Source organism: Sphingomonas sp. PvP055, assembly GCF_040546365.1.
In the GTDB taxonomy this organism is placed as follows: domain Bacteria; phylum Pseudomonadota; class Alphaproteobacteria; order Sphingomonadales; family Sphingomonadaceae; genus Sphingomonas; species Sphingomonas echinoides_A.
Map to the genome: position 1 here is coordinate 2,540,249 of NZ_JBEPNS010000001.1, position 12,284 is coordinate 2,552,532.

9 protein-coding genes and 2 tRNA genes are annotated in these 12,284 nt (G+C 64.7%); 4 read left to right on the top strand and 7 right to left on the bottom strand.

All coding sequences use genetic code 11. The features are described 5' to 3' along the window. Positions 1 to 36 precede the first annotated feature (36 nt). The 3 genes from ABIC16_RS11995 to ABIC16_RS12005 form a co-directional block, all read right to left on the bottom strand. Positions 37 to 558: a 2'-5' RNA ligase family protein gene (locus ABIC16_RS11995; protein WP_354291283.1), complete on the bottom strand. Its 522-nt coding sequence runs from the start codon at positions 556 to 558 to the stop codon at positions 37 to 39. Further along, the gene (locus ABIC16_RS12000) at positions 555 to 2,456 is read right to left on the bottom strand and encodes a potassium transporter Kup (protein ID WP_277968327.1); all 1,902 of its coding nucleotides are present in this window, start codon (positions 2,454 to 2,456) and stop codon (positions 555 to 557) included. The genes ABIC16_RS11995 and ABIC16_RS12000 overlap by 4 nt, the downstream gene beginning before the upstream one ends. Before the next feature lie 175 nt (positions 2,457 to 2,631). Further along, positions 2,632 to 3,072: an Lrp/AsnC family transcriptional regulator gene (locus ABIC16_RS12005; RefSeq protein WP_277968306.1), complete on the bottom strand. Its 441-nt coding sequence runs from the start codon at positions 3,070 to 3,072 to the stop codon at positions 2,632 to 2,634. Between the two features lie 130 nt (positions 3,073 to 3,202). Here ABIC16_RS12005 and ald point away from each other — a divergent pair, with 130 nt between their 5' ends. From ald to ABIC16_RS12020, 3 genes are all read left to right on the top strand, one after another. Further along, positions 3,203 to 4,309 (top strand): alanine dehydrogenase, encoded by a 1,107-nt coding sequence (gene ald / locus ABIC16_RS12010; protein ID WP_277968305.1) that lies wholly within the window; start codon positions 3,203 to 3,205, stop codon positions 4,307 to 4,309. Between the two features lie 41 nt (positions 4,310 to 4,350). Next, a complete protein-coding gene (locus tag ABIC16_RS12015; protein ID WP_354291284.1) occupies positions 4,351 to 5,700 on the top strand; it encodes a chymotrypsin family serine protease in 1,350 nt (449 codons plus the stop codon). A 389-nt stretch (positions 5,701 to 6,089) separates the two neighbouring features. Further along, positions 6,090 to 8,510 (top strand): putative bifunctional diguanylate cyclase/phosphodiesterase, encoded by a 2,421-nt coding sequence (locus ABIC16_RS12020; RefSeq protein WP_354291285.1) that lies wholly within the window; start codon positions 6,090 to 6,092, stop codon positions 8,508 to 8,510. A gap of 54 nt (positions 8,511 to 8,564) precedes the next feature. On the opposite strand, the gene ABIC16_RS12025 is transcribed toward ABIC16_RS12020, so the two are convergent. The 4 genes from ABIC16_RS12025 to ABIC16_RS12040 all read right to left on the bottom strand — a co-directional run bounded on the left by ABIC16_RS12025 (position 8,565) and on the right by ABIC16_RS12040 (position 11,576). Then, positions 8,565 to 8,641: transfer RNA gene (locus ABIC16_RS12025), tRNA-Pro, on the bottom strand. Positions 8,642 to 8,757: 116 nt separating this feature from the next. After that, positions 8,758 to 8,834 (bottom strand) — tRNA-Ile (locus tag ABIC16_RS12030). A gap of 13 nt (positions 8,835 to 8,847) precedes the next feature. Then, positions 8,848 to 9,885 (bottom strand): polysaccharide deacetylase family protein, encoded by a 1,038-nt coding sequence (locus ABIC16_RS12035; protein ID WP_354291286.1) that lies wholly within the window; start codon positions 9,883 to 9,885, stop codon positions 8,848 to 8,850. A gap of 2 nt (positions 9,886 to 9,887) precedes the next feature. Beyond that, the gene (locus ABIC16_RS12040; protein WP_354291287.1) at positions 9,888 to 11,576 is read right to left on the bottom strand and encodes a sensor histidine kinase; all 1,689 of its coding nucleotides are present in this window, start codon (positions 11,574 to 11,576) and stop codon (positions 9,888 to 9,890) included. Between the two features lie 185 nt (positions 11,577 to 11,761). Between ABIC16_RS12040 and ABIC16_RS12045 the strand changes: the two genes are divergently transcribed. Then, positions 11,762 to 12,229 carry an Lrp/AsnC family transcriptional regulator gene (locus ABIC16_RS12045; protein ID WP_277968300.1) on the top strand — a complete coding sequence of 156 codons (468 nt, stop codon included), beginning with the start codon at positions 11,762 to 11,764 and terminating at the stop codon, positions 12,227 to 12,229. Positions 12,230 to 12,284: the final 55 nt, after the last annotated feature.

The window sequence follows — 12,284 nt, forward strand, 5'->3', positions numbered from 1 at the left end:
CTATAGGTGCGGGACCGTTGCGCGGTCAACCGCCTTTTACGCAAATATGTGACGAGACAGCGGTTCCCACGGTCCGCCGCGATACCACCAGCTCGCCAGACCGACGATCCGGACGTCGCGCGGGCGGAAATCGGCCTCCAAAGTCGTCTTCAACGCCTTCGCGACAGCCGGTTCGACCTTGTTCTGGATGGTGACGTGCGGACGCCAGCCCGCCCGATCCTGCGGCGTAAGGACCGTCTCGAACGCCTCGGCCAAGCCGGCCCGAATCTCTTCCAGTTCAGGACAGGCGATTCGGAACGCCACCCCGCGCCCCAGCGACAGCAGCCCGGAAATTCGCGCGACCGGTGCCGGGACACTGCGCGTCTCGGCGGTCAGGCGCTGCTTCAACTCCCGCTCCAGGCTCGGCGCGAGGTGGTGGAACATGGTGAGGTGCGCGGCGAGCTGGTTCCGCTCGGGCGGAAAGTGCGTGCGGCGCAGATCGTCGAAGAACGCCGTGTCCGCGGGGCCGAACAGCGCCGTCACGATGATCGGGGCGCCAGGGGGGGCGTCGACGGTCAAATCTCCAGCTGACTGCCGAGTTCGACCACGCGATTGGTCGGCAAGCGGAAGAATTCCATCGCGCTTTCCGCATTGCGCAGCATCCACGCGAACAGCTTCTCGCGCCAGATCATCATTCCGGGACGCGACGACGGCAACAACGTCTGGCGGGCCAGGAAGAAGCTGGTGTCGATCATGCGGAACTCCGCGCCACAGCGGTGCACGTTGGCGAGCGCATTCGGGACGTCAGGCTCCTCGACGAAACCGTACCGCAGGATCATCCGGTGGAAGCCGAGGCCCAGGTCGTCGATCGAGCAGCGCTGCCCCTCGGGAATGTATGGTTCGTCCGCGATCTTGACCGTGAGCAGGATGATCCGCTCGTGCAGCACCTTATTGTGCTTGAGATTGTGCAGCAGCGCATGCGGAACGCCTTCGGGCGATGAGGTCATGAACACCGCGGTACCGGGAACGCGCGTTGCCGACGTCGCCGCGGACTGGATGAACACCTTGATCGGCATGGCCGATTCGCGCATCCGGTCGATCATCAACTGCCGCCCCTTCGACCAGGTCGTCAGCACCACGAAGATGAAGAACCCGACGAGCAGCGGGAACCAGCCGCCCGAGGAAACCTTGGTGAGGTTCGCAGTGAAATAGGCCCCGTCGACCAGGAAGAAGATCCCCAGCAGCGGGATGGCGAGCAGACGGGACCAGTTCCACAGGCGGAACAGGACGATCGACAGCAGACACGTATCGATCAGCATCGCACCGGTGACGGCGATTCCATACGCCGATGTCAGATTCGACGACGTCCGGAAGAACACCAGCAGCAGCAGCACCATCGTGCCGAGAATCCAGTTGATCAACGGCAGATAGATCTGGCCGACCGTCGCGGCACTGGTGTGCTCGATGCGGAGCCGCGGGATGAAGCCGAGCTGGATCGCCTGATGCGTCACCGAGAACGCGCCGGAGATCACCGCCTGCGAAGCGATCACCGCGGCCGCGATCGACAGCAACACCAGGGGGAGGCGGAAATGCTCGGTCGCGAGCATGTAGAACGGACTCTCGAGTGCAGGCATGCCGATCCGCGAGAGCAACGCGCCCTGCCCCATATAGTTGAGCATCAGCGCGGGCAGCACGATGCACAGCCACGACACGCGGATCGGGTTGCGCCCGAAATGCCCCATGTCGGAATACAGCGCCTCTGCGCCCGTCACGGCCAGCACGACCGAACCCAGTGCAAGGAACGCTGGGAGCGGGTCCGATGCGAAGAATTCAAATGCGTAATGCGGCGAGAGCGCCCACAGGATTTGGGGCGTCTCGACGATGCTCAACACGCCGAGCGCGGCGATGACCGCAAAATACACGATCATCACGGGTCCGAAGAACAGGCTGACGCGCGCAGTGCCGCTCCGCTGGATCGAGAACAGCGCGATCACGATCGCCATCGCGATCGGCAGCACGAATTGCGACAAGCCCGGCGCGGCGACCTTGAGCCCCTCGACCGCCGACAGCACCGACACCGCCGGCGTGATCATGCTGTCGCCGTAGAATAAGGCGGTCGCGAACACGCCGAGCAGGATGATCCCGCGCGACCAGCGCCGCGTCGTCGTCCGTCCGTTGACCAGCGCGAGCAAGGCAAGACTGCCGCCCTCGCCCTTATTGTCCGCCCGCATCAGGATCGCGACGTATTTGAACGTCACCACGATCATCATCGACCAGAAGATCAGGCTGACCACGCCCATGATGTGCAGCGCATCGACGGCAAGGCGGTGATGCCCGGCGAAGGTTTCTCGAAACGCGTAGATCGGGCTCGTGCCGATGTCGCCGAACACGACTCCGACCGCGCCGACGGCCAGGCGAAGCAGCCCATTCTTGCGATGTTCCGGCTCGATCGTGGCGGGGTCGCCTACGGTCGTCAGGTCAGTTGCGGATGCGTCCACAGTTCTCACAATATTCTGGATCTCAAGCCGATTTCAAACAAGTAGGTCGGATCGACCGCAGGTTGCCAGCGCCTCGATGGTGCGGCGCAATAGCACGCGCCCCGTCCCCCCGCAACGCGCCGCCCCGCCAGGATGTCCGCAAGCGGGACCACCCTTACGCCTCGGTCGCAAGCGTGCGGATCGTGAACTGAGTCACCAGACGGTGGACGCCGGGAAGCACCGAAAGCACCTCGCGATGGATGCGTTCGTAGCTGTCGTCCTCGCGCACCAGAACCTTGAGCAGATAATCCGATTCACCACTCATCAGATGCGCCTCGCTGACCTGTGCGGTGCGGGAAAGCGCTTGCTCGAACGCCAGCATCGTCGCCTGCCGCTGATCGGTCAGCGTGACCGATACGAAAACGGTCGACGGGTTGCCCCGCGCCGCAGGGGACAAACGGGCACGATAGCCCAGAATCATGCCTTGCTGTTCGAGCGCCTTGACCCTGCGATGCGCGGCGGACGGCGACAGGCCGACGCGGGCGCCGAGATCTTCGCTGGTCAAGCCCGACTCCGACCCCAGTTCCGCGATGATCTTGACGTCGATAGCATCCATACGGCTATTCCGTGCGCGAAACCGGCATCCAACGCAATATCGTCCTGTTGGAGGGCCGACGCGCGCGGACTTTGCAAGCACTTTCCGGCTCGGCTGGTGTATTCTGCCGCCAACGAAAATGGAGAGTTTCATGCGCGTCGGTGTCCCCAAGGAAATCAAGAACCACGAATACCGCGTTGGCCTCACGCCGCCGTCGGTGGCCGAGCTCGTTGCAGCGGGTCATAGCGTCGCGGTCCAGACCGGCGCTGGCCTCGGCATCGATTTCGAGGATGCGGACTATGTCGCGGCGGGTGCGTCGATCCTGCCGGATGCCGCCAGCGTGTTCGCGCAGAGCGACATGATCGTGAAGGTCAAGGAGCCCCAAGCCAGCGAGATCGCGTTGCTCGAAAGCCGCCATCTGCTGTTCACCTACCTGCACCTCGCCGCCGACAAACCGCAGGCCGAAGGGCTGATGGCGTCGGGCGCGACCTGCATCGCGTACGAAACGGTGACCGCGCACGACCGCTCGCTTCCGCTGCTCAAGCCGATGAGCGAAGTCGCCGGCCGCATGTCGATCCAGGTCGGCGCGCATTATCTCGAGAAGGAACAGGGCGGTCGCGGCGTCCTGCTCGGCGGCGTTCCCGGCGTTGCCCCGGCGCGCGTCGCGATCCTCGGCGGGGGCGTGTCTGGCGTCAACGCGGCGCAGATGGCGGTCGGCATGCGCGCCGACGTCACGATCTACGACATCTCGAACGCGCGTCTTGCCGAGCTCGACATGTTCTTCGGCAGCCAGATCAAGACGGCCTACGCCAGCAAGGCCGCGATCGCAGCCGCGGTGAAGAACGCGCACCTGGTCATCGGCGCGGTGCTCGTGCCCGGCGCCGCAGCGCCCAAACTCGTCACGCGCGACATGCTCAAGACGATGAAGCGCGGCTCGGTCCTGGTCGACATCGCGATCGATCAGGGCGGCTGCTTCGAGACGAGCCATGCCACCACGCACGAGGATCCGGTGTTCGAAGTCGACGGCGTGATCCACTACTGCGTCGCCAACATGCCGGGCGCAGTGGCCCGCACGTCGGCCTTCGCGCTCAACAATGCGACGCTGCCCTTCGTCCTGAAGCTCGCGGGGCTTGGCGCGGAAGCGGCGATGGCGGCGGATCCCCACCTCGCCAACGGACTGAATGTGTCCAACGGCAAGATCCGGCATGAGGCCGTCGCCGAGGCGCTCGACCTCCCGTTCGACGCCTGGACGCACTAAGCGGCCTCGCACTGCTCCGGCGAAGCTGGTACGATCGTCTCGTGCGTATCGTCCAGCTCGTCGGAGCGTTGCTTCTTCTCCAGGTTTCGCCCGCGATGGCGCAAACGCTGCCCCCCCCCGCACCACCACCGATCGTCCGGATCCTCCCGGTCGATCCGGTGCGGACCGCGCCCGTCGACGCAACGGCTCTCCCCGCGCCGATCCTCGAATCGACCGACGAGGCCCTCACCGACGATGCGCGGGAATATGCCCGGCACTTTGCGGTCTCGATCGCGGAAGCGCGTCGGCGTCTCCTTTTGCAGGAAGCGAGCGTCACTGCGACGAACGCGATTGCCGATCGGTATCGAGACCGGCTCGCCGGTATCGCGATAGACCATAGCCCGACGTATCGGATCTCCGTCTATCTCACCGGGACAGAACCGGTCGCCGAACGCCGCGTCACCGTCGGCGTTTCTTCGGTTCCGATCATCTTCCGCACCGGCGCACCCGTGACGCGTGACCGAGTGATCTGGGCGATGACCAATCACCAGGCCGCGATCCGCGCGGCGTTGCGCACCCCGCCCGGAATGGGGCTCGACCCGCGCACCGGCGAACTTGTCCTGACGATCGGCAACCGCGACGCGCGCGATGGAACCGAGGCGATCCGGCAGAGGATCGAAGCAATCGCGGGTGTCCCGGTCCAGGTTCGTGCGGTCGACCATGTCGACGTCAATCTCGCGGTCGAAGGCGGAGCCCGGGTCGAGGGCGTCAATCCGGGGGACGGCAAACGGTATCTCTGCACCACAGGGTTTGCGGTGACCGACGGTACGCGCTCGGCAATCGCGACGGCGGCGCACTGCGTCGACGAATTGAGCTACCGAGACCGCACCGGTGCGCTGGTGCCTCTGCCGTTCGTCGCGCAATGGGGCTGGGGGTACCGCGACGTCCAGATCAACCTGTCCCCCGAACCCCTGGCACCGACCTTCTTTGCCGACACCGCCAAGACGCGCGTCCGTTCGGTCACCGGCCAGCGCAGCCGCGCCGGCACGCGCGCAGGGGATTTCGTATGCCATCGCGGCGAGCGGACCGGGTATAGTTGCGCGGTCGTCCAGTTTACGGATTTCGCCCCCGCGGGCGACCTGTGCGGCGGTGCGTGCCTGCCGACGTGGGTCGCCGTCTCAGGGCCGACCTGCAAGGGTGGCGACAGCGGCGCCCCGGTCTTCACCGGCACGACCGCGCTCGGGATCCTCAAAGGCGCGAGCTACCGTCCTGACGGATCATGCGCTTTCTATTTCTACATGTCCGCCGACTATCTTCCGGACGGATGGACGATCCTTCGATCCCCGTTGCCGGCCCTGGTGACCTCATCATCCCGGTCCAACGATCGGTCCGGTTCCAGCGCGCTTCCTTGAGCGGGCTATGGATTGTTTGCGTACTGGCGTAGAGCAACGCCCTTGAAACGTGCACCGGGATTGTAGGTCGGTCGGGTAACATCCACGCTCGCCGATTGCGAACGCGCCGCCAACTGTTCCAACTTTGCGAAACATGTCATTGATCATGAACGCTTGTCTTCTGGGGACGAGTTGCTCATCCTGACGGTGGGTGGCATCGTCAGGTTTTGTGGGAAATTCGCTAAAACCAAACTTGCAAAAGGGGTGCCGTTAACGAGACGCACACTCCGATATGGCAGCGGTCGATGGATTGTTCGTAGGGGGGCGAAGTGTTCGGCAAGGTTATTCGCATTTTCGCGCTATGCGTTGCGATACTGACGCCGGAATGCCCTGCTCTTGCGGCCGTTCCGTTGCTGCAGAGCACGTGTTTCGCCGTTACCGACACAGCCCTCCCCTCCACTGCGGAGGTGGAGCGTCTTCGCTACACCTGCGATAGGAGCGTTCGCCCCGACACCCGTCGGTGGACGTGGCTTCGGCTCGATGCACCCGCGATCGGCAGCCTGCCGCGGGAATGGCGCCTGATCGTCGACCAGACGCGGTTCGAACGCGTCGCCCTCATCACGATCAAGCACGACGGAACGGTGACCCGCCTGGACCGACGGTGGACCGAGATGCAGGGTATCGGTGCGCCGGGTGGCGTACTGAGGTTCCCGGTCGAGCCCCGTGGAAACGAGATCCGCGCCGTCTACCTGGGGTTTGAGAAAATCGACGATCTGGCGCTGGTCCGGTCCGTAACCGCCGCGACACGCGAAGAAGCAGCGAAGTCGCACGATCGCTGGTTGATCCTGATGGGACTGTTTTCCGGCACATTGCTGTCTGCATTCGCGTACAACGTGATGATCGACCGGGGTCGGCGCTTTCCGTTCCAGCGATGGTATCTTGCGTGGATCGCGATCGCGCTGGCGTATGGCTTGACCTGGTCGAACGTTGCGGGACTCCTCATTCCCGGGCTGGTCGGCCCGAGCGCGGTCACGCTCGACTATATTCTGGTCGGGTTGCTCGTCGCCGCCGGGGGCATGTTCTTCCTTTCGCTCGTCGAAGACCGGTTGCTACCGCGGTGGTTGCATCGATCAGGCCGGGGGCTCGCCGGGATCGGGCTGCTTTTCGGATTGCTCGCTGCGACCGACGGCGCAGTGTTTCACCCGATCCTGATGGATCGCTTGCTCAACCTGTCGGTCATGGCCAGCGCGATCATGGCATTCCTGGGCATCGCGTACGCCATCCGGCGCGGTAGCCGCGTCGTCTGGTTCTATGTCATCGGCTGGGGCCCCGTCATCGCGATTTTTGCCGCGCGCGTGTTGCGCAACCTCGGCATGTTCCCGCAGGGCGATACGCTCGACATCGCGATGTTCGCCGCGCTGGCGTTCGAGGCCATCATCCTGTCGCTTGCGACGTCGGACCGCTTCCGCGCCTTGTGCAACGAGCTCGAGCTCGCGCGACAAAGCCGCGAATGGGGGCTGATCGAGGCCGAGAAACTGCGAAGTGCCGCGCTGACCGATCCGTTGACCGGCCTTGGCAACCGGGCGGCGTTCCAGAGTGCGCTGCAAACCCACGTGGCCACCCGGCGCGACGCACCGTTCACGCTGTTCCTGATCGATATCGATCATTTGAAGGACGTGAACGACCGACACGGTCATGCGGTCGGCGACGCGATGCTCTGCCACATCGCATCGCGCCTCGCTGCGCTGACGGAAACGCATGGCGCCATCCCGGTCAGGCTCGGCGGGGACGAATTCGCAATCGTCGCCGCGGATGCCGACGACCGGTCGGCGCTCGTCGAGGCAGACCTGATGCAGTTGCAGGGCGCGATCTGGCATCATGGCACCGAGCAGCGGGCGCTGTCGCTCAGCATCGGCTCGGCACGCTGTCCGGTCGACGGGCGCGAGCCCGACCTGTTGTATCGCAACGCCGACCTTGCGCTGTACCAGGCCAAGCGCCTGGGCCGAAGCCGCCACCACCGCTACGACGCCGCGCTGCGCACGTTGCTCGAAGTCAGCACGGCGTTCGCGCAGGAAGCGGAACTCGCCATGCAACGCGATGAGTTCCGCCTGTATCTTCAGCCGCTGGTCGACCTGCAGGAAGATCGCGTCGTTGGATATGAAGGCCTGTTACGCTGGCAGCACCCCAAACATGGTCTGCTCATCCCGAGCCAGTTCGGCGATATCCTGGTCGAGGAACGGATCGGCCCGCGCGTACAGGACCATGTCCTCGACATCGCACTCGGGCTCCTTCGCGACAATCCGATGGAAATCCCGTATCTGTGCGTCAACTTCACGTCGGCGCAATTGTCCGGTCCGGTTGCGGCGAAACGCGTTCTGGCCCGGCTCGAGCATTTCCAGGTTTCGCCGGCCGCTTTGTGTGTTGAAGTGACCGAAGGCGTGATGCTGGGCCGCGCGGCCGACGGGGTGATCGGTACGCTGCACACGCTGCACGATGCCGGCGTCCGGATCGCGCTGGACGACTTCGGAACGGGCTACGCCTCGCTCAGCCATTTGCGACAAGTCCCGGTGGATACGCTCAAGATCGACCGGTCGTTCATCGCCGCGCTGGAGCACGAATCCGACAATGCCGAGGAGATTGTTCGCGCGATCATCGGGCTTGCGCACGGTTTGGGAAAGACGGTCGTCGCAGAGGGCGTCGAGAACGAGGCGCAGATGAACATCCTCATCGAACTGGGCTGTCGCTTCGTCCAGGGCTATCGCTTCGGCCGACCGGCGCCGTGGCGCTTGATCGCACCGACGCCCACGGCGCAGATCGTCGCCAACAGCTGAGCAACCGCAACGGCGGAAAACCGTCAAGAAGACGCGGATAGATGGTGAAAAGGATGGTCGGGGAGACAGGATTCGAACCTGCGACATCCTGCTCCCAAAGCAGGCGCGCTACCGGACTGCGCCACTCCCCGATCCCGTTCGGGCGAAGCGAAAAGGGTTCGCTTGGCCCGGCATTCCCGGACTGCGACACCAGGGCGTCGCGTGCCGGTGCCTTTGCCGTGCGCGGTGGCGGTTGGCAAGTAAAGAATGGTGGGCCCGGCAGGACTTGAACCCGCAACCTAGCCGTTATGAGCGGCCAGCTCTAACCAGTTGAGCTACAGGCCCCCCGAACCGTTCGTTAGCGTCCACCGGGCGCCGCTGGCAAGCCCGCTGCCGCAATCACCTCGTCGAGCGATGCCGCCGCCACGCCGCGCCGCTGCAAGTCTTGGAGGATCCGGTCCCACCAGTGGTGAAATCGCGCCAAATCCTCCGCGTCGCGGACGTAGGGCGTATGCCCCGGCTTGAGCGACGGAGAATGAAAGGCAAAGCTGAGCAAGCGGAGCCCCTCGCCCAGCACGACCGCAATCGCCTCGAGCGCCGCCGCGACCGGCATGTCTTCCGGCGTCAGCGCGATTCGCGAGAGCAGGCCCAACCGGGAAAAAATCCCGCGTCCGCGCGGGACTCGCTGGAGCCCCCGATACAGTCCTTCCCCGCCACGACGAAACAGACCGATATGCGCCGTCGTCAGCGGAAGCTCGATCACCGCGCCGCCAGGACCCGTACAAAAAGCATTATTGTCGATCGCACCGAAATCGGGCCCCCCGTCGGCGGCATAACAGTAGCGCGACCGCATCGAGCTATCGACCAAATACCCACGCGATGCGAGCAGCCCGAGCGTCGCAGGCCCGATCCCATAGCGGCCCGCCCGATACGACCGCGGGCGGATTGCAAAGGCGGATTCGATCGCGTCGGTCAACACGTCCAGCTTCGCCGCCTCGGTCTCCTGCGGGAGATTGCCGGCGTAGCTGTTATACGCCGAGACCATTTCATCGAACGGCGGATTGACCCACGGATGGAGATGCGCGCCGACCGTGCAGCGGGGGTCCGCGAGAACCTCCTGGACGCAGGCGATCGCGCGGGGATCGGTCGCGATCGGATAGTCGACCAGCAGCGTCAGCGGCACATCGCGCTCTGCAAAACGGCAATGCGCCGCCGGCAGCGCATCGATCGCCGAAACACCATAGCCGGTCCGCCGCAAGGGCGCGTTCCAGTCGAACTCCTCTTCGGTGTCGACGAAGACGATGAAGCGTGTCCCGAAAGACGGAGGCCAGACAATGCGGTCCGCTTGCGCTGGCGGAGATGGCCGATAGCCGTCCGATGAAGCCGGATCGACCACGGTCAGTTGCTGCGAACCTGCCCCATCCGTCCAAAGTCTCCGATGGGCAGCTCCAAAGTCAAGACGGTCCGGTCGATGTCGAGCGTGCCGCCCAGCTCGGACGCGAGCTTTCCGGTAAGCCGTAGCGCAAAGCCCGTTCCAAGCGAGCGTGTATCGTTGTCCCAATCGGGTTCGTCGGCAGGACTTGCCAGATCGCGCGGGCGATCGAACACCAGGCAGATCCGCGACGGGGTCTTGCGCGACACGACCACGCCGATCTGCTCGCGCGCATTCGTCGCGGCGACCAGGGTCGCGAGCAACCGCGCGATCAACCGTTCGATCGCACGGCCGTCGCCATGGATGCGCAGGGTTTCGTCCAGACCATGAAGCGCGATCGTCGCACCGCGCAAGGTTGCGAGCGGCGCCAGATCGGTCGCGATCCGATCGAGCATATCGGCGATCGAAAATCCATCCGACCGTGGCTGCGCCGCGTCGGCTTCGATCCGCGCGGCGGCGTCCATATCCTCGATCGCGACGAGCAGATCCGCGGTCTGGTTGCGGATTTCGGTCGCCTCGCCGCGGTACACCTCGGGCACCGGACCGAGCATTTCGGTCTCGATCATCTCGGCGAAACCGGCGATCGCATTGGTCGGCGTCCGCAATTCGTGCACGAGCTGGCGCAGCGCATCCGCGATCGCGGCGGCATTGGGCATCGTGCCATCGGCAACCCGCTCGGGGTGCGGGCGACAGGCATTCCCCCGGTAACCGTTGAACCGCCCCGTCGCGCGATCGAACAGCGGGACCGCGCTGAGCCGCCAGGCGCCCGCAGCATCGGACTGTCCCGCGACGAAGAGACCGAGATCGGCAAATGCCGATCGCTCCTTGAACGCCTCTGCGACCGCAGCATCGACACCGGACAGTCCTTCGCTCGCGACCTGTGCAAGCGTGAACCCGATCATCGTCGTGCGCGATACGCCTTCGACCCAGCGGATCACGCCCGCCGAATCGGTTTCGAAATTAAAGCGTTCCTCGCTGGAATCGACGACAGGGTCGTTCGCGGGGGCGGAATCCCGCGAAGACGACGCACGGGCGCGCTGGAACGCGGCGATCCGCTTGAGCATATCCGCAATTTCGGAGGCGCCGTTGGGGGCGGCACTCGGTGCCCGCCCCTCCGCCGCAACCTCCGCCTCGGCCGGCGCAGGATCGACGGACTCGGGCACCATAGGGTCTGGATCGCTCGGGGTCGTAATGGGAAAATCGACAGAGGAACTCGACGGGGCATCCGGGGACGCCAGCACGAAATCGACGCTACCGAAGCTTGCGAGCATCGCAATCACTTCGCACGGCAAATCGCGCCGATGCCGGACGATCGAACGGCCCGTCGGGGACAGCAGCGGCAGCAGTTCGGCCCAGTCCGCCGGGACCATCTGCACGACCCGCAACACCGGCGCGGCGACCGCGATTTCGTCCTCCGCAAAAAGCGTGACGAGGGACAGCGGCGGAGAAGCGTCTGCCACCGCCCGCGCACTCGCGGTCCGTACCGGAGGCGGCACGGCGGCGCGGATAGACCGCAACCGCTCGATCACGCGGTCACTGGCCTCGACCCGGCCCCGCCCGACCAGATCGACCAATTGCCGCCATGCGAGTTGCGCGCCGATCGGGGACGACATGTCGCCGGACAGAACGGTTTCAAGGCTGTCGTCGAAACGCAAAAGCGGCAATCCTCAGGGGTGTCAGTACGGTTGAGCGTCGCCTGGGTTCTACCCGGACGCAACCGCTTTCGGAACCGAAGATTTTACGTCGTAGCAATGTGGGACAATTGCGTTCTGCCGCAATTATATTATATCGCGCGCCATCCATGCGACGCGATCGGCGCTTTGCTCAGGAGCTTTACGTAATGTCCTTTGATTCCATCGACCGGCGTATCCTGGAATTGCTCCAGGATGACGGGCGCATGACCAACGTCGATCTGGCGGAAAAGGTCGGGTTGACCGCCCCGCCCTGCCTGCGGCGTGTCCGTGCGCTCGAGGAAGCCGGTGCCATCCTCGGCTATCACGCGGAAATCGACCCCGCAACTCTCGGATATCCGATCACGGTTTTCGCCATGGTCAGCTTGCGCAGCCAGGCCGAGCAGGATCTCGCCGCGTTCGAACAGCACGTCGCCACCATCCCGGAAGTCCGGGAATGCCACATGCTGAACGGCGAGATCGATTTCATTCTGAAGATCGTCGCCAGCGATCTCAAGGGGTTCCAGGACATCCTGATGACGCAGCTGACCCCCGCGCCGAACGTCGCCAGCGTCAAGACGTCACTGACGATCAGGACCGCAAAGTCGCTCCCCGGGATCCCGATCCGCAGCGCCTGAGCGCCACAAACAAAAAGGGCGGCCCGATCGGACCGCCCTTTTTTATGCCTGGTGA

What these genes read in the sequence shown, in the direction of transcription:
- ABIC16_RS12005 (WP_277968306.1), bottom strand. Translation starts at nt 3,072, where the DNA reads ATGGATGCTATCGACGTCAAGATCATCGCGGAACTGGGGTCGGAGTCG.
- ald (WP_277968305.1), top strand. Translation starts at nt 3,203, where the DNA reads ATGCGCGTCGGTGTCCCCAAGGAAATCAAGAACCACGAATACCGCGTT.
- ABIC16_RS12045 (WP_277968300.1), top strand. Translation starts at nt 11,762, where the DNA reads ATGTCCTTTGATTCCATCGACCGGCGTATCCTGGAATTGCTCCAGGAT.